This window comes from Streptomyces sp. NPDC104367 (assembly GCF_055583825.1).
This window is the reverse complement of sequence record NZ_JBVJND010000006.1, coordinates 328041-344978: the sequence shown is the minus strand read 5'-3', so window position 1 is coordinate 344978 and position 16938 is coordinate 328041. Positions and strand designations below refer to the sequence as shown.

The following is a 16938-nucleotide window of genomic DNA, read 5'->3' as shown; positions in this document are numbered from 1 at the left end:
ATGCGGGCGCCGTACCAGGAGCGCGCGCAATACCGGATCGTACCGACCCGGCCCCGCCCACCGCGAAACGGTTACCGACAGTCGGCCCTCAGTCGCAGTCGTCGCCGGTGCACGCCTCCTCGAAGAAGTCGAGATTCTCCTGCAACGACTTCATCAGGCTGTCCCGCTCGGCGTCGTCCACCTGTACCGGTACGACCCCGGAGGCACCGGACAGCCGGCGGAAGCCGCCCCGGCTCTCCAGCCGGCCGTGCACCCGCACCGGAAGCCCCACGAGGTGCGCCTGCCCGGCGATCCGGTAGTCCTCCTCGTCGAGGGTGACCCGGACGTAGGGCACCTCGGCCCCGGCGATCACCCGCAGCCGTACCGAGCCCTCGCCGCGCGGGTCGGAGCGGCGCATGCGGACCACGGTCCCGGTGACGCGGACCGCGACGGAGGGCTCCTCGCGCAGGTAGCGGGCGCCTGCCTCGCGCAGCACGGGCAGGTCGCCGGGCGAGAAGTCGACGGGTTCGGCGGTGGCCGCGCAGCCGTCGGGGGTCCCGGCGCCCGGCGCCCACTCGACGGAGATCCGCGCACCCTCCGTGCCGCGCACGAGCGTGACGAGGGCGTCGGTCAGCTCACGGCTCACGCCCGCCTCGACGGCCCCGTCGAAGGCGTCCATGCCGCCGGTGGCCCGCTGGTAGTCGATGGCCTCGCGGGCGGCGTACAGCGCCTGGTGGAGGCGTACGGCCAGCGGCCGGGCGGTGCCGACGGGCAGGAAGGCGGTCACGGCGCGCCCGCCCTCCGCCGAGCCGACCAGCACGCTCTCCAGCATGGTGGCGGCCGAGCGCTTGTGCCGGGCGCCGTAGTAGCCGGCCCGCGCGCGGGTGGCGAGCGCGCCGGCCAGCAGGGTCTGCCGGGCGGCGGTGCGCAGTTGCTCCTCGGCCGTCCAGGAGGTGGTGTCGGCGGGCCCGCCGGGCACGTCCCGCCACCAGCGGACCTCGTCGCTGGGTACGGCGAGTCCCACCAGCACCTCGCGGGCGGCGGGCGTGCCGCTGCGCACGAGAGCGGTGAGCGCCTCCCCGAGCAGGTCGTCACTGTCCGGGAAGGCGCGGCTCTCGGGTACCAGCAGGCTGGTGCCGGTGCTGCCCGGCCCGGGTGGGGTCCAGCGGCCGTAGCGCCCCGGTGCTCCGCCGCGCCGCTGCCAGCCGTGCCGGCGCAGCAGGGCGCCGAGCACGACGGGGTCGACCTCGGCGGGCTCGGGCGGGTGGTGCCAGCGGGGCCCGTGGAGATCGTCGGGGTGCGGACGGACCTCCCGCGGCGGCTCCTCGTGCGGACGGTGCCTCATGGTCTGCCTCCCGTCCCGACCCGCGTCATGATCTCGCAGAGCGCCCGGTCGTCGAAGATGCGCGAGGTCGGGATCCGCACGGTGGTCCGGTGGCGGCCGGTGATCGGGTGCCCTGCCAGGTTGACCCAGTAGCAGCAGTGGCGCAGATCGAGCCGGTCGTGGCTGGCGCGCAGCCAGTCGTCCTGGGAGCGCGGCACCAGCATCACCACGAGGATCTTGTGCACCGACACCGGCGTGCGGGCGAGCTTGCGCAGGTGGTCGTTGTCGAGCGTGAAGGAGAAGAAACGTCCCGGCGGGTTGGGCGCGATCTGGTACGTGCACTTGAGCTGCACCTTGATGGTCACCTCGTCGTCGACGGTGTGACCGGGCGAGCCGTGGCTGACGTGCCAGTCGATGCCGTTGTCCGGAAACGGCTGCGACAGCGAGCAGCCGGCCGCCGCCGCGACGGCGTGCAGATAGCCCACCTGCAGTGTCTCCATGCAGGCGGTGGTCGCGAGCGTGCCGCGATGGGGGCCCGTGCGTTCGGGCAGCAGCCCGCCCCGCTCGGGCTGCGCTATCGCCATGGCCAACAGCCTTCCCAGCCAAAGAGTTTCCCCGTGACGGGCCGCTGAACTGCAAAGACCCGCACTCCTGTTGTGTCCTTCCGGCGTACGTCGCAAACGGCCCGGGTATCACCAAACAGGCAGAAGACGGAACGTCACCTGCCCTGGGTGAACGAGGAGTTGTGTAGGCATGACGTGCTGGTACGAGGGGCCTCTGGCCGCTTTCGACACGGAGACCACAGGCGTCGACGTCGAGACCGACCGCATCGTGTCGGCCGCCGTCGTCGTCCAGGACGCCCCGGGCACCCGGCCCAGGGTGACCCGCTGGCTGGTGAACCCGGGTGTGCCGGTGCCGCAGGCGGCGACGGCGGTGCACGGGCTGACGGAGGAACACCTCCAGCGCAACGGCCGTTGGCCGGCGCCGGTGATGCACGAGATAGCCGAGGAACTGGCCGAGCACGCGGCGATGCGCCGCCCGCTGGTGGTGATGAACGCGCCGTTCGATCTGACCCTGCTGGACCGCGAGTTGCGCCGGCACCGGGCGTCCTCGCTGGACCGCTGGTTCGAGGCGAGCCCGCTGCTCGTGCTCGACCCCCGGGTCCTGGACAAGCATCTGGACCGCTACCGCAAGGGCCGCCGCACCCTGACCGACCTCTGCGCGCACTACGAGGTCACCCTGGAGGGCGCGCACGACGCGGGCGCCGACGCGCTCGCCTCGCTGGAGGTCGTACGGGCGCTGGGCCGCCGCTTCGCGGCCCGGCTGGAGCGCCTGACCCCCGCCGAGCTGCACACCCTGCAGACCACGTGGCACGCGGCGCAGGCCCGCGGCCTCCAGGCGTGGTTCACCCGCAGCGGCACGCCGGAGACGGTGAACCAGGACTGGCCCCTGCGCCCGGACCTGCCGACGGCGGCCTGAGGTGCGGGGTGCCGGGCGTACCGGCGCCCCGCACGTCACTTCACCAGGAACCGTCTCCGCCTCCTCCGGCGCCACCGCCGACGCCGCCGGAGGAGGAGAAACCGCCGCCGCTCGCCCCGCCGGTGCCGGAGGGCGGGCCGGAACCGGCGAAGACCATGGCGGCGAGCAGCAGGCCGGTGCGGTCAAGGACGGGTGCGTCGGCACGTCCTGCCGGCCGGGAGGCGGAGGCACCCGCGGCCGCCTCCCAGGCGGCTTCCACACCGAGCGCCACGGCCCAGGCCCCGTAGAGCTCCGCCCGCCGTCCGGTGGGGAGTTCGCCGGGGACGGTACCGGGGTCGGCCACATAGCGCCGGAAGGCCTCGGCCTGGAGCCGGAGGCGGGTACCGCGCGCGGTACGCCGGTCCAGCTCCCCTCCGCAGGCGACGAGCGTCAGCCCGATGCCCGTGACGACGGCGGTCACCAGCACGCCGGGCGACCCGGTGCCGGTTCACGGGAAGCCTTCTCCGTCGCGTCCTCTCACCTTTCGCGCTGTTCATGAGCCGCCCTCAGGACGACAAAAAGCCGGTCCGCTGGTGCGGACCGGCTTTCCCGGTGGTGGGCGATACTGGGTTCGAACCAGTGACCTCTTCGGTGTGAACGAAGCGCTCTCCCACTGAGCTAATCGCCCGGGAACGCAGTGAACGATACAGGTACCGGCGGGTTCCGTTCAAACCGCTCGGAGGTGTCCGGTCAGCCCCCGCCGTCCGGCCCGCATCATCAGCCGGTGGTTGGCGCGGAACAACGGCCTCCCGGGCACGGCCAGTCGGCGCAGCAGCGGCTTGTCGACGTCGACGACCTGCTCGTAGCGGGCGAGGCTGCCGGTGCCCTCGGCGGTGACCGTCCAGCGGGCCCAGCCGTGGAGGTCGCCGCTCATCGCGATCTCCAGCAGACCCGCATCCGGATCGCGCCGCGTCCGGCGCGCCGTGAACGTCATGTCGTACGGCAGGACGGAGCGGATGGTGATGATCCCCGTGGTGTCGTCCAGCCTGCTCACCGTGCGCACCTGGGGCCACCAGAGCGGATAGTCCTCGACTCGTTCGAGCGCGGCGTAGACGGCCTCGGGCGGGAACGGCAGCGGCCACCGGCTGAGGAAGCGGTAGTGGGTCCAGTCCATGGGCGGAGTCTGCCCGCCGCGGTGATCTGAGTACGCGTACTCATGCCCCCGCCGAGTGACCTGGACCACACTCGCGGTACGAGCGCCGCCGCCCGTGCGACGGCGCTCCCCCGCTCCCTCCCGCTAAGAGGGCATCCTGTCGCCCAGCAGGGCGAGGTTCTCGATGGCGGCGAGCCCGTACAGCGCGGTGTCGTTGGACGCCACCCAGCTCGCCTCGCTGCCCGCGACGAGGGTCACCGGGCCGGACAGCGGCTCGGTCTTCCACGGCGAGGACTCCAGGTAGCCGTCCGAGCCGTAGAACTTCGTCCACGCCCGCTTGGCCAGCGTCTCGTCACCGGTCTGTACGGCGGCGTAGGCGTCGAGGCGCGAGTGGCCCTGGAAGAGCAGCAGGGTGCCGAAGTTGGAGCCGTAGCGTGCCGCCTGTTCGGCCTTGGTGGCGTTGAAGTAGCGGCAGTAGTCGAAGTACGCCTCGTTGAACTTCGGTATGTCGGTCAGGTAGATGAGCTCGGCGCACAGCTCGTTGAGGCCGAAGACGGCCGAGAGGTGGGACACGGAGACGACCGGGGTGTCCGCGGTGGCGAACTCACCGGTGTCGAGGTCGTACAGGCCGCTGCCCTGGACGAAGCCGTTGGGCTGGGCGGCGATGCCCTCCATGGTCGACAGGACGCGCGCCTTGGCCTTCTCCCACTTGGGCCCCTTGCGTTCCCACTCGGTGAGCCAGGCCGAGACCAGACCGCTCCAGTCGGTGCCGAAGCCGATCGACAGGGCGTGCCGGTCGGGGGTGTAGGGGTCGGTGCGGACCTTGCGCAGCGGGTCCAGGACGAGGAATGTCTCGTCGGAGTCGACGTTGGCGGCCATGAGGTCGCCGACGCGTTCGTCGGCGGTGAGGAAGTAGTAGAAGCGCCGGTAGGTGGTGTTGGAGATGCGCTGCTGCTTGGCGCTGTCCGCGAAGTGCTGGACGCCGTGCCGGGTGCCCAGGCCCGCCCACTGGCCGATGTGGTAGACGTCGACCTCGCCGGTGTGCCGGGTGAGCGCCTCGGCGAACCGGAAGATGTCCGAGCGGCCGCTTCTCAGGTACGCGTACCAGAGCCACAGGTCGGGCGAGAGCTCGGAGTTGTCCCAGGCGTAGCCGCCGACGTCGTAACGCCACTGGTGGCGCACGGTGTCGTAGGTGTGCATGAAGTCGCCGTAGTCCCAGAAGCCGTACCAACGGCGTTGCTCCACCTGGTCCTTGTAGTAGGTGAAGAGGAAGTCGAGGTGGTCCTCGATCTTCGCCTTGGCGTCGGTGGAGCGGTCCGGCTCGGAGAACAGCCCCGGGCCGAAGACCTTGGCCTTGATCAACTGCTTGGGCGGGGCGGCGAGTTGCGGGAGCACCCGGACCGCCTCGACCTGGCCGGCGAGCGCCTGCGGTGTCGGTGTCGTCTCGTTGGCCCAGAACAGCAGTTCCGAGGTGCGGGCGATGCCGTAGGGGGTGCCGAACTCGGGCTCGTAGTCCTCGTAGGTGATGTTGAGGCCTTCGAGCTGCTCGGCGTAGGTGTCCTGGTCCATGCCGTCGTGGTAGAAGCGCAGGTCCATCGGCTGGGCCTCGGGCGACCAGAGCCAGAGGGTCACCTCGGCCTCGTCGGTGTGCGCGTCCCGGATGTCGAGCTGGGCCGGGAACTTCTCCCAGAAGTCCCTTAGCCCGAAGGAGAATCCGCCGCTCGCCCCGCCGACGTACCCGAAGCCGGAGGCCCGCCCGCCGCCGCCGGCCGCGATCCAGCCGTACCCCTTCTTCGTGCGCTTGCGCAGGGTGAAGCCGTCGGCGGAGAGCTGGGAGAGGGTGTAGTCGCCCCAGTGCGGGATGTACTGGAGGCGGGTGGTGACCCGCTGGTCCCAGGTGGACGGGTCGGGCAGTTTCTCGCCCGCGTACTGGGCGGCCTGGACGGCCGCGCCCGGGTCGCGACGCAGCCCGGTGATGCCCTGGACGGCTTCGCGCAGCAGGCCCGTTCCCTCGCCGCCGATGCGGATGTGCCGGTCGTAGGCCTCGTCGCGCATCGGCACGCTGAAGCGGACGCCGAGCCCGCGGATGAAGTCGCCGCTCGCCTTGCCCGGCTCCTGCGTGCCGTCGTAGGTGATCGTGTGGACCATGCGGAAGGAGTCGGCGCCCGCGTAGAAGTAGAGGCGGATCGAGAACGGCAGCCAACTCCGGCTTCCCTTGCGGTGCTTGCCGTCGATGCGGACGACCGCGCGGACCGGGCCGTCCTGTTCGACGGTGACGGAGTCGATCGCGCCGTCGAAGCGCTCGGTCTTGACCGTGCCCTGGTCCTCGTCCTCGGCCTCGGGCTGCCGGACCAGGACCAGCCGGCCGTTCCTGGCGATCTCCGTCGAGCCGCGGGTGACCGACTTGATCAGCGTCGAGCCGTTCTTGCCGATCTTCACCGCGATGACGCCGGTGGACACGTCGATCGTGCCGCCGCTCCTGTCGACGGTGACCTTCCGGGACGGTGCCGCCGGGTCGCCCGCCGCGAGGGTGAGCTTGCCGTCGCCCGAACCGACGGCGTGGGCGGTCCACTTGAGGGAGCCGTCCGGCCAGTAGGCGATCGGCCAGGACTGGACCGGCACGTCCTTGCCGTCCTCGTCCGTCAGCGCGAACGTCTGGTCCTCCTGGAAGGCGCCCATCGGCCAGGGCACGCCCACGGTCGCGCCGGGTGCGGCGCCGAGGCCGCCGTCCTCCAGCCAGTCCAGGGTCACCGGGTCCGCGTCGGCGGCCCCGGCCACGGGCGCGGCCTGCGCGCTCTTCGCGCCGAGCGCCCAGCTGAACTGGGCGGCGGCGCCGGCGACGGCGGCCGCCTTGAGGAGGGACCTGCGGGGGATGGGAGACATTTTCCGCCTTTCCTTTCCGTGCGGGTGCAAGGTGGTCAGGGGCATGACAGATAGAGGTACGGCGCCGGTGGCGCCGCCCCTGGTACGAGGCCGGTCAGCGGCGGCGGAGGCGTTCCTCCACGGCGACGGCCGCCGCCGCGACGGCGCCCAGCACGGGCACCGCCAGCGGCGCGATGAGCAGCGCGGAACAGACCACGAGGACCGCTCCCCCGACGAGCAGGAAGGATCCGCCGGGGTCGAGGACGGTACGGCGGCCGGCCGCCGGGAGCAGGGTGCGCCAGCGGTCGCCCGGGGCCCAGACGGCCGCCGCGCGCAGCCCGGCGACCACCAGGCCGATCACCGCGAACAGCCCCACGGCCCCGACGAGCGGCCCGCCGGGCAGACCGGCCCGGACCGCCTGGACGTCCACCCAGGCGACCGCGACCGCGGCCCAGCCGGCCAGCCCGACGGCCCAGCCGCCGCGCAGCGCGCGACGGAAGTCCGCGACGAACTCCCGCCCGCCGCCGCCCACGTGGCCGGCGCGGCGGCGCAGGTGCCGGGCGCCGGCGGCGAAGGCGGCCGGCCAGGTGACGACGCCCAGTGAGGCGACGGCGATCCACACGCCGGTGAGCAGACACTCGGCGAAGACACCGAACCGGTCGGAGAAGGCGCCGGTCTTCACCCGCACGTCCTTCACCCGTACGTCCTTCACCCGTACGTCGTCGGCCACGGTCTCAGCCCTTCAGTCCGGAGGTCGCCATTCCGTCGATCAGATAGCGCTGGAAGGCGAGGAAGAACAGCAGCACGGGCAGCAGCGCGACCAGGGACATGGCGATCATCCCGCCGTAGTTGGCGGCCACCCCGTCGGAGTCGCGGAACATCATCAGGCCCAGGGAGACCGTGTACTTGCCGGGCTCGTTGAGGTAGATCAGCGGGCCCATGAAGTCGTTCCAGGCGTTGATGAAGGTGAAGATCGCGCTGGTGATGAGCGCGGGCCGGCACAGCGGCAGCACGATCGACCAGTAGATGCGGAAGTGCCCGCAGCCGTCGAGCCGGGCCGCCTCGTCCAGCTCCCGGGGCAGGTTCCGCATGAACTGCACCATCAGGAAGACGAAGAACGCCTCGGTGGCGAGGTACTTGCCGATCAGGAGCGGGGTGTAGGTGTTGATCCAGCCCAGCTTCTGGAACATCACGTACTGCGGGATCAGCAGCACGTGGTACGGCAGCAGCAGGGTGCCGATCATCAGGGAGAAGAGCAGGTTGCGGCCGGCGAACCGGATGCGGGCGAAGGCGTAGGCGGTGAGCGAGCAGGAGACGAGCACACCGACCACGGCGCCGACGGCGTAGAAGAGGGAGTTCTGGAAGAAGGTCCAGATGCTGATGTCCGCGATGCCGTCGGCCAGGCCCTTGAAGTTGGACACGATCGGGTGGGACGGGAACAGCGTGAGGCTGTTGATGATGTCCTTGCTCGGCTTGAACGAGGCGCCGATCACCCAGACCACCGGGTAGAGGATGACCACGAGGACGGCCAGGGCGCCGAGGTGCCAGACGAGGGAACCCGCGCGCTTGCGGCCGGTCCCGTCCGTGAGCTTGGTGGTGATCGCACTCATCGAGCGCCCTCCTCGTAGTGCACCCACTTCTTCTGGGACCAGAAGAGGACGGCCGTCACCAGGGCGACCGCGAGCAGCAGCATCCAGGCCATCGCGGCGGCGAAGCCCATCTGGGCGTTCTTGAATCCCTGCTGGTACAGGTAGCAGGTGTAGACGAGCGTGGCGTCGGCCGGTCCGCAGGCCGTGTTGGAGACGACGTACGCCGAGGCGAAGATCTGGAAGGAGTGGATGGTCTCCAGCAGCACGTTGAAGAAGAGCACCGGGGAGATCATCGGCAGGGTGATGTTCCAGAACCTCCGCAGCGGCCCGGCGCCGTCCATCTCGGCCGCCTCGTACAGCTCCCTGGGCACCTGCTTCAGGCCCGCCAGGAAGATGACCATGGGCGCGCCGAACTGCCACACCGTCAGCGCGACCAGGCAGTACAGCACCCAGTCGGCGTTGCCGACCCAGCCGCCGACGTGCCAGCCGAAGAAGGTCTGGGTACGGTCCACGACCGCGCCGTCGGAGAACAGCGACCGCCAGACGAAGCCGACGGAGACACTCGCGCCGATCAGCGAGGGGGCGTAGAAGGCGGCCCGGTAGAAGGCCTGGCCGCGACGGCTCTGGGCCAGCAGCATCGCCACCCCGAGCGCCAGCAGCAGCTTCAGCGGAGTGCCGATGACGACGTACTTCGCGGTCACCTCCACCGACTTCTGCCAGCGGGGGTCGTCGAGCATCTTGGTGAAGTTGTCGAACCCGACCCACTTCGGTGTGTTGAAGAGGTTGTAGTCGGTGAACGCGAAGTACAGCGAGGCGATCATCGGGCCCGCGGTCAGCAGCAGGAAACCCGCGATCCACGGGGACATGAAGAGGTAGCCGGCGAGGTTCTCACGCCGGCGGCTCGGCCGCCCCGCGGTTGCGGGGGCGGCCGAGCTCGTCCCGCGTGCCGCGGGCAGCGAGTCCTTGACGAGCGTCACGACAGGTCCTATCAGGCCTGGAAGGCGGCCTCGGACTCGGTGAAGAACTGCTTCACCGCGTCCGCGACCTTGGTCTTGCCCTGTCCGAGGTCGCCGCCGATGCGCAGGAAGGCGGCCTCGATGGTGTCGGCACCGGAGGGGTGCGGGGTGATCGTGCCGAGGACGCCGGCCTTGGCGGTGTCCACCTCGTACTGCGCGATCTCCTTGCTCACCTCGTCGGCGGGCTTGAACGCGTCGTACTGGTCGGTGGTCGCCAGGATGCCCCGGTCGTAGCCCATGATCTTGCCGACCGCGGGGTCGTGGACCATGAAGTCGATGAACTGCGCGACTTCCTTGGGGTGCGCGGTACGGGCGGAGGCGCTCAGCATCAGCGAGGCCAGGTACTGCCCGGTGTTCTTGCCGTCCGTGGTCGGGATCGGGGCGAGGCCGTAGGTGCTGTCGCCCTCCGCCGAGTAGCGGACGGTGAAGTTGTCCCAGGTGAACTCCGAGGCACCGTGCCCGGCGGAGAGGGAGGACTTGGGCACGTCCTGCGCGACGACCTTCGGGTCGGTCACGAGACCGGCCTTGACGCGGCTGTAGCCGTCGGCCCACCACTCCGTCAGGTCGGCCTTGTCGAAGCCGAGTCCGTCCGAGGTGTAGAACGCCTTGCCGTTCTGGCGCAGGTAGAGGTCGTACAGGTACATGATGCTGAAGTAGCCCGTGTCCCCCGGGACCTTCGTCTTGTCGTGGATCGTCTTGAGGGCCTTGAAGTAGTCGTCCCAGGTCCAGCCCTCGTGCGGCTCGACGCCCGCCTTCGCGAAGACCTTCTTGTCGATGACCAGCGCCATGGTGTTCGAACCGACCGGGACGCCGAGCTGCTTTCCGTCGACCTCGCCGACCTTCGTCACGCCGGCCCGGAAGTGATCCAGGCTCAGATTGCCCGCCTGAACCTGCGACTTGAGATCGAGGAGAATTCCTCGCTTGTCGTACTTCCGAAGAAAGGTGACGGCATTCTGGAAAACGTCCGGGGGATTTCCACCCGCGGCCTGGGTCTGGAACTTCTCCCAGAAGGACGCATACGTCTGGAAGTCGGTCTTGACCTTGATCTTCGGGTACTTCTTCTCGAAGAGCGCGATGGTCTGGTTGATCTTCTTCGCCCGTTCCTCGGCGCCCCACCACGAGTAACGGATCGTCACCGTCCCGTCCCCGGAACCGCTGTCGCCGCCACACCCCGCCGTCGCCGCCAGCCCGAGCGCGGCCGCCGAGGCACCGGCCGCCTTCAGGATGGTTCGCCTCTCAACATTCCTGCTGGTTCCCACAGTCGGGCCCCTCCCCGCAGCGTCATTGCCGCCTGCATGAATCGTTTCAAGTAAGCGCTTGCTGGCACAAGTTACGGAGGGGCCGGTGAGGCGTCAATGATTCGGACAGGAATTTCTTGCGACCGCGGACGGCGCGCTGCCGGGCCGGGACGCCGACACGGACGCCGACTGCGGACAACTGCGCAGGTGAGTACGGTCGCGATCGACCGGCCGAACGTGAAGTCGCCTGCCACGAGCCGGGATTACGGCTTGGCTTCGACGGACGGTTCGAGCCGGGCGGGGCGGGGTTAGGGGGTGCCTGATCAGGGGTCAGGGAGGCGAGGGGGAGGGGTGAGGGGGAGTCAGGGGGCGCCGGGAGAGGCGCGGGAGGGGTGGGGTGAGGCGTTGGGTGAGGCGTTGCGTGGGGGCGGGTGAGGGCTCGGGCGGGGTGGTCTGCGGGTGCGTGTGATGACTGCCCGGAGTGGGTCCCGGCGGCGGCTTGGAGTGGACGGAGATCCGATGTCGGGGTGGAGGCTGGGGCTGCTGGAGCCTTGCGGGCGGGCGGCCGTGACGGAGATGCGGGGTTGGGCGCAAGGTGGAGACGGTGAGGGACGGGACGGGGGTGGGTACGCGACTTTCCTCGCCGCGGCCGACGGGAGGGATACCTCCGACGATTGGGACGGCTCCCCCGGGCCGAACCGTCTCACCCGGAGATCACGACCCCCTGATCGCCGGCTGCGGCGCGGCGGGGTTCGTGTACTGAGCGTGATCACCGCTCTCGGGACGGGTCCACTGGAAGCCGCCTTCGCGGAGCACTCCGAGCACGACGAGACGGGCGCCGGGACGAGCGCCGGGAGGGGCGCCAGTTTCGGGGGAAGGCTCGCGATCGATCGGCCGGCCGCGGCGAGGACGGGGGCCGCACCCAGCCGTGCCGATTCGACCGTCACGAGTGCCTGAGACCTGAGGCCTGGGACACCGAGGGTTACGCACACCCCGCCGGCCTCCCCACAGCCGCCACCATCACCACCCCTGCGCACCCGCCAGGGAGCGGCACAGCCGTACGGCGGCAGTCGAGGGGCGCAGTGAGCGGTCGAGGCCGCGGCAGCCTCCGTCGGGGCCCTGTGGGCCAGCGCCGTCGTGGCGCGTCCGCGAGCGCGCCCCGCGGGACTCGTGGTCGGACGTACCCGCTCCCCCACCGAGGGTGCCACCGCGCGCCGACCGCACCGGGAACGACTGCGGCCCACCTGCATTTTCGCAGGTGGGCCGCAGTTCCGGGTGGGCGATACTGGGTTCGAACCAGTGACCTCTTCGGTGTGAACGAAGCGCTCTCCCACTGAGCTAATCGCCCGGGCGCAGGAAGAACATTACCCCATGTCAGGGGGTGCCCCCGACCAGTCGCGGGGGCACGGGAGCGGTGCTCCGGTCACTCCTCGATCTTCCAGGGCATCACTATCCCGAACCGGGAGAGGTAGACCCCGACCAGGCCGGCCACGATCACCAGCCCGAGCACCGTCAGCGTGATGTTGCGGCGGCGCACCTTGGGGTCGAGTGCTTTCTGTGCCGCCTCGGTGACCTTGCGTTTCGTCCAGCGGAGCACCAGCTGGGCCCAGACGAACTCCGTCGCCCAGATCGCCATGCCGCCGAAGATCACCACCCAGCCCGGCCCGGGCAACGGCAGCATGATGATGCCGACGATCACGACCGCCAGGCCCGCCACGAAGACGCCGACCTGCCAGCTCAGGTGCAGGGCCCGGCGCGCCTTGACGAACTCGGGCGCCCGGGAGCCCAGCCCCCGCTCGGCGCGGGCGCCGTCCGTATCCGTCTCGTCCGTCTTCGTCCCGTCCACCTCGGTCCCGTCCGGGGCCACGGCGGCCCCGCCGAGTTCGTTACTCCCCGTATTCATACGACCAAACCCTACCCGAGCGATTCCGGTCACCGGAATGGTCGTAGATCACGTCCGGGTTCTCGGCCGGAAGAGTTACGTAAAGGCACGCAAAACACTCAGAGGGGTTTACAACGGCACCGTAGGTGGCATGTCGATTTCGCCGACGTGCGAATCCCCGAGCGCACACTGAGCGAAAGGCCCTGGCGCTTATGAACACCACGGTCAGCTGCGAGCTGCACCTGCGCCTCGTTGTGTCGAGCGAGTCCTCCCTGCCTGTCCCCGCAGGCCTGCGGTACGACACGGCCGACCCCTACGCCGTGCACGCCACCTTCCACACCGGAGCCGAGGAGACCGTCGAGTGGGTGTTCGCCCGCGACCTCCTCGCCGAGGGGCTGCACCGCCCCACCGGCACCGGCGACGTCCGCGTCTGGCCGTCCCGCAGCCACGGTCAGGGCGTCGTCTGCATCGCCCTGAGCTCTCCGGAGGGTGAGGCTCTGCTCGAGGCCCCGGCGCGGGCCCTGGAGTCCTTCCTGAAGCGAACAGACGCCGCCGTGCCGCCCGGCACGGAACACCGGCACTTCGATCTCGATCAGGAGCTCTCGCACATCCTGGCGGAGAGTTAGGGCAAGGCCCCTGAAAGCCGCCCGGCGCCGTCCACTCGGGGAGACGGCTCGGGCCTAGACAACCGCATAGGGCAGCACCGGCGCCGTCACCGTGATGTGTCACGGGGGCGGCGCCGGTGTGTCCGTGAGCCCCCGGGAACACCCGGCGGGCGGTGACCGTTCCACGGGACAGCAGCGAGTGGGGCAGGGCACGGTGCGGGCAAGCCGTATGTCGCTACCATCGGCCACCATCGGCGGGCGACCGCCCGACCCTCAGGCCAGGGAGCGAAACGTGCTGATCACCCACGACACCCGGTGTTCCCTCGATGCCGTGGTGGATCTGGTGAACACCGCGCCGGAGGACGACGCGGCGCCCGACGGGCTGCCCGACGTCGCGGCGCTCCAGGATTTCGTACGAAACCACGACTTCAGCGATGTGGGCGTGCTGTCGGAGTTCGACCTGTCGGCGGTGCGCAAGGTCCGCGGCCGGTTCGCCGGGATCTTCGCGGCCCCGGACGCCAAGGTCGCCGCCGGGATGATCAACGAGCTGGTCGCCGCCGCCGGCACCACCCCGCAGCTCACGAACCACGACGGCTACGACTGGCATGTGCACTACTTCGCGCCCGGCGCCTCCGTGGCCGACCACCTCGCCGCGGACTGCGGGATGGCGCTCGCGTTCTTCGTGGTCGCCGGGGAGCAGGAGCGGCTGCGGCGCTGCGAGGCCCCCGACTGCCGACGTGCCTTCGTCGATCTCTCCCGCAACCGGTCCCGCCGCTACTGCGACAGCCGGACCTGCGGAAACCGCCTGCACGTCGCCGCGTACCGGGCGCGTCGCAAGGAGGCGACGAGCTGAGGCGACGGGCGAGCGGGGCCGTCGGAACGCCCGAGCGGGCCGAGCGGTCGGCCCGGGGCTCCCCCTCGTGAGGGGCGGTCGATGCCGACGCCTGTCCCGGCGGGTGGCGCCGGGACGGGCGGGTACGGCTCACAGCCACAGCAGGTCGTGCAGCGCAGCCATGAGAATCAGACACCCGATCACCGCTAGGAAGATCATCAGCGGTGGCTGGGAAAGGGCGAAGAGGCACCCGCGCGGCTCGTCCTTCGGCGGCACGGCCTCGCTCTGTTTCGTGTCCAGCATCTCGCGGCGATGATGACCCAGCAGGCACCCGCTGCGCGATCAACACGCCCGAAATAGGCGGGAGTTCGCCGAATTCCGCGATGTCCGTTTCGCTTCCGGTCGCCCCATGATCACTTTCGCGCGCCCCGCTGCCGCACTGTGTCGTTTCAATGCCTCATGTGACTGTCATATGCATGCGCCCGCGACCGGACCGAGCCGCATCGCCCCACGCAGGCCGCGGTGCGCGGCACGCGCAGCCTCACGCGGGGAGCGTCATATCCCGTGCTTCTTGAGGATGGCCTCGATGTCGCTGAAGTCGTCGCCGGAGCCCGAGCCGGCGCCGGCGCCGGTCCCGCGGGGCGTCGCCGCGGGCCTGGCCGTCGGGCGGGTGGCGGGAGCCAGGGACGGCGCGGAGGCCGTGGGGGCGGTGGCGTCGCGCCGCGCGGTCCGGGCGGCCGCCTTGCGCTCGGCGCGGGTGCCGCCGCGCCGACGCTCCACGGCGCGCGTGGTGGCGAGCAGCGCCCAGGCCACGCCGAGCAGGCCGAAGCCGGCCCAGGCGGTCGGGCTGAACGCGGTGTCGGCGAGCCAGCCGACCACACCCGTCATGACCAGGCCGACGGGCACGAGCGAGTAGGCGGCGATGCGGGCCGCCGCCAGATACCGCTTGCGGTAGGCGGTGACCACGGCGATGCCCAGGCCGGCCGCGGACACGGCGGAGCAGACTGTCTCGGCGATCATCCGGTCCTCCTGGCGGGCTCGGTCGGGCGTACTCGGGGGCGAAGGGCACGTGTCGCGTCGCGCCCCTTCCATCCTGCACCGCCAGGCCCGCGCGATCCATGCCCCGGCCTGACAATCAGGGACATCTCGGGGTCCCCTCGGGGTCGTCTCCACCCCAGGTACGAGCCGTCCCGATTGGGTCGACGGAGTCGGGCCTGGAAGACTGGTGACCATGAACGACTCCCCCGCGCGCGCCGACGCCCCGGTCCTGGACGTCTGGTGCGAACTCCAGTGCCCCGACTGCCGCAGCGCCCTGGACGACCTCCGCGCCCTGCGCGCCCGGTACGGCGACCGGCTGGAACTGCGGCTGCGGCACTTCCCGCTGGAGAAGCACAAGCACGCCTTCGCCGCCGCGCAGGCCGCCGAGGAGGCGCTGGAGCAGGGGAAGGGCTGGGAGTACGTCGAGGCGGTACTGGGCCGGGTCGAGGAGCTGGACCGGGCAGGGGAACCCTTCCTGGTCCAGGTGGCCGGTGAACTGGGCCTGGACGCCGAGGAGTTCGACACCGCGCTGGTCGACGGCCGGCACATCCTGATCGTCGACGCCGACCAGGCCGAGGGCAAGGCCATCGGTGTGACCGGCACCCCGACCTATGTCATCGGCGGCGAGCGCCTCGACGGCGGCAAGGGCCAGGAGGGGCTGCGGAAGCGGATCGAGGAGATCGCCGACCGGCTCCTGGCCGGCCAGGAGTAGCCCGGCCCCGGCCCCGACACCGACCGCCTCCGCCCGGCCTACGACACCTCCGACACGGGCCAGGACACCTCCGCGCGCACGTGCGCCGACCCCGGGTCGCCGCCCGGATCATCCCCGGGGCCGGGCACCGGATGGGCAGCGGATCGGGCAGCAAGTCGGATGACGACACCAGGACCGCGGATCGGATGACGGCATCGGGAACGCGGATCGGATGTCCGGATCGGCCGCCCGGATCAGATGTCCGGATCAGACGTCCGGGGCAGATGTCCGGGTCGGCTGCGTGGGCCAAGGCCTCAGATCAGGTCCTTGCACAGGGAGTACGACGTGGTGACGTACCCCAGCGACTCGTAGAGCCGTTCCGCCGGGGTGTTGCCGGCGAAGACGTTGAGGCCGAGGGCACGCTTCCCGGCCTCGATCGACTGGGCCTCCGCCAGCAGCATGAGGGCGCGTCCATGGCCCCGGCCCCGGCGGCCCTCGTCGACCAGGACGTCGTAGACGAAGGCGGGATCGCGGGCGAGGACGAGCCAGAGGGTGCCGACCCTGACTCCCTCGTGCTCCAGGACGCTGAGGAGGGTGTCCGGGGTCGCCGGACCCTGCGGCAGCCCCACGGCGTAGTCCCTCTCCGACTTGGCCAGCGCCAGTTCGGCCGGGATGCCCCGGTCGATCCAGTCCTGCGCGTAGTCCACCGTGCCCGCCGCCAGCCAGGGGCCGAACTCGGCCTCCGTCAGGGGCCGCGCCCGGCTCCCCGCGGGCAGCCCGGGCGGGGTCGCGCCGAGCGGTTTCACCATACGGCGGTTGCGGTGCACGTACCCGAGCGCCGTGGCCAGCCGCAGTGCCGCGCCCGCGTCGGCGGGCACGTCGACGCGGATGCGGGCGCAGCGCCAGTCGCGGGCCACCTCCTCGGCGGCGAGGGCGGCCACCGTGCCGCGGCCGCGGCCCCGGTCGGGTTCCTCGACGTGCAGGTCGTGGATCACGGCGGTGGACGGCCCGAAGGACGGGTCGGTGGAGAGGCTCACCGACCCGACGGGGCGGCTGTTCACGCACACCTGGAAGCGGCGGGACGGCGCCCCGTCAGCACCTCGCTGGAGCGGCTCGGTCGGCCGCAGGGTCGTGGTCATCAAGGGATTTCTACCCGCGCGGGGACCGCGCAGCAGCCCATTTTCCCGGCGCCCCCACGAGCCGCTCCCCTACGAGCCGCCGTGCCAGCCGGAGTCCCCCACGAGCCGCCGCCCCCTGCTTCCCGGCACCCC

17 protein-coding genes and 2 tRNA genes are annotated in these 16938 nt (G+C 71.0%); 4 read left to right on the top strand and 15 right to left on the bottom strand.

The features are described 5' to 3' along the window. Positions 1-88: 88 nt before the first annotated feature. On the bottom strand, positions 89-1324 hold the full coding sequence (locus tag ACZ619_RS12205) for a hypothetical protein (protein WP_469597449.1): 1236 nt from the start codon (positions 1322-1324) through the stop codon (positions 89-91). Then, positions 1321-1887: a DUF4365 domain-containing protein gene (locus ACZ619_RS12200; RefSeq protein WP_189264664.1), complete on the bottom strand. Its 567-nt coding sequence runs from the start codon at positions 1885-1887 to the stop codon at positions 1321-1323. Before ACZ619_RS12200 ends, ACZ619_RS12205 begins: the two co-directional genes overlap by 4 nt. A 169-nt stretch (positions 1888-2056) precedes the next feature. Here ACZ619_RS12200 and ACZ619_RS12195 point away from each other — a divergent pair, with 169 nt between their 5' ends. Further along, positions 2057-2782 carry an exonuclease domain-containing protein gene (locus tag ACZ619_RS12195; RefSeq protein ID WP_469597447.1) on the top strand — a complete coding sequence of 242 codons (726 nt, stop codon included), beginning with the start codon at positions 2057-2059 and terminating at the stop codon, positions 2780-2782. A gap of 40 nt (positions 2783-2822) precedes the next feature. Here ACZ619_RS12195 and ACZ619_RS12190 read toward each other — a convergent pair whose 3' ends face one another. The 10 genes from ACZ619_RS12190 to ACZ619_RS12145 form a co-directional block, all read right to left on the bottom strand. After that, entirely contained in the window at positions 2823-3248 is a 426-nt protein-coding gene (locus tag ACZ619_RS12190) for a hypothetical protein (RefSeq protein ID WP_469597444.1), read from the bottom strand. A 126-nt stretch (positions 3249-3374) separates the two neighbouring features. Beyond that, a tRNA-Val gene (locus tag ACZ619_RS12185) sits at positions 3375-3449 on the bottom strand. Between the two features lie 39 nt (positions 3450-3488). Then, on the bottom strand, positions 3489-3935 hold the full coding sequence (locus ACZ619_RS12180) for an SRPBCC family protein (RefSeq protein ID WP_469597442.1): 447 nt from the start codon (positions 3933-3935) through the stop codon (positions 3489-3491). A 123-nt stretch (positions 3936-4058) separates the two neighbouring features. Continuing rightward, positions 4059-6797, bottom strand: coding sequence for an exo-rhamnogalacturonan lyase family protein (locus tag ACZ619_RS12175; RefSeq protein WP_469597439.1), 2739 nt, complete (start codon positions 6795-6797; stop codon positions 4059-4061). A gap of 94 nt (positions 6798-6891) precedes the next feature. Then, on the bottom strand, positions 6892-7473 hold the full coding sequence (locus ACZ619_RS12170; RefSeq protein WP_469597529.1) for a hypothetical protein: 582 nt from the start codon (positions 7471-7473) through the stop codon (positions 6892-6894). Between the two features lie 37 nt (positions 7474-7510). Next, positions 7511-8386, bottom strand: coding sequence for a carbohydrate ABC transporter permease (locus ACZ619_RS12165; RefSeq protein WP_469597436.1), 876 nt, complete (start codon positions 8384-8386; stop codon positions 7511-7513). Then, positions 8383-9342, bottom strand: a complete 960-nt coding sequence (locus tag ACZ619_RS12160) for a carbohydrate ABC transporter permease (protein WP_469597434.1) — start codon at positions 9340-9342, stop codon at positions 8383-8385. The genes ACZ619_RS12165 and ACZ619_RS12160 overlap by 4 nt, the downstream gene beginning before the upstream one ends. 11 nt (positions 9343-9353) lie before the next feature. Continuing rightward, positions 9354-10640 (bottom strand): ABC transporter substrate-binding protein, encoded by a 1287-nt coding sequence (locus tag ACZ619_RS12155; protein ID WP_469597431.1) that lies wholly within the window; start codon positions 10638-10640, stop codon positions 9354-9356. A gap of 1255 nt (positions 10641-11895) precedes the next feature. Then, positions 11896-11967: transfer RNA gene (locus tag ACZ619_RS12150), tRNA-Val, on the bottom strand. Between the two features lie 75 nt (positions 11968-12042). Further along, complete coding sequence (locus ACZ619_RS12145) at positions 12043-12522, bottom strand: TIGR02611 family protein (protein ID WP_469597429.1); 480 nt, start codon at positions 12520-12522, stop codon at positions 12043-12045. Between the two features lie 191 nt (positions 12523-12713). Between ACZ619_RS12145 and ACZ619_RS12140 the strand changes: the two genes are divergently transcribed. Both ACZ619_RS12140 and ACZ619_RS12135 read left to right on the top strand, forming a co-directional pair. Beyond that, positions 12714-13127 carry an SsgA family sporulation/cell division regulator gene (locus ACZ619_RS12140; protein WP_004002642.1) on the top strand — a complete coding sequence of 138 codons (414 nt, stop codon included), beginning with the start codon at positions 12714-12716 and terminating at the stop codon, positions 13125-13127. A 271-nt stretch (positions 13128-13398) separates the two neighbouring features. Next, the gene (locus ACZ619_RS12135; RefSeq protein WP_469597427.1) at positions 13399-13959 is read left to right on the top strand and encodes a CGNR zinc finger domain-containing protein; all 561 of its coding nucleotides are present in this window, start codon (positions 13399-13401) and stop codon (positions 13957-13959) included. 129 nt (positions 13960-14088) lie between these two features. Here the strand turns inward: ACZ619_RS12135 and ACZ619_RS12130 are convergent, their stop codons facing one another. Beyond that, the gene (locus ACZ619_RS12130) at positions 14089-14241 is read right to left on the bottom strand and encodes a hypothetical protein (protein ID WP_469597424.1); all 153 of its coding nucleotides are present in this window, start codon (positions 14239-14241) and stop codon (positions 14089-14091) included. 252 nt (positions 14242-14493) lie between these two features. Continuing rightward, the gene (locus ACZ619_RS12125) at positions 14494-14958 is read right to left on the bottom strand and encodes a hypothetical protein (protein ID WP_469597422.1); all 465 of its coding nucleotides are present in this window, start codon (positions 14956-14958) and stop codon (positions 14494-14496) included. Positions 14959-15169: 211 nt separating this feature from the next. Between ACZ619_RS12125 and ACZ619_RS12120 the strand changes: the two genes are divergently transcribed. After that, positions 15170-15688 (top strand): DsbA family protein, encoded by a 519-nt coding sequence (locus ACZ619_RS12120; RefSeq protein WP_469597420.1) that lies wholly within the window; start codon positions 15170-15172, stop codon positions 15686-15688. A 293-nt stretch (positions 15689-15981) separates the two neighbouring features. On the opposite strand, the gene ACZ619_RS12115 is transcribed toward ACZ619_RS12120, so the two are convergent. Beyond that, the gene (locus ACZ619_RS12115) at positions 15982-16806 is read right to left on the bottom strand and encodes a GNAT family N-acetyltransferase (RefSeq protein ID WP_469597418.1); all 825 of its coding nucleotides are present in this window, start codon (positions 16804-16806) and stop codon (positions 15982-15984) included. Positions 16807-16938 lie beyond the last annotated feature (132 nt).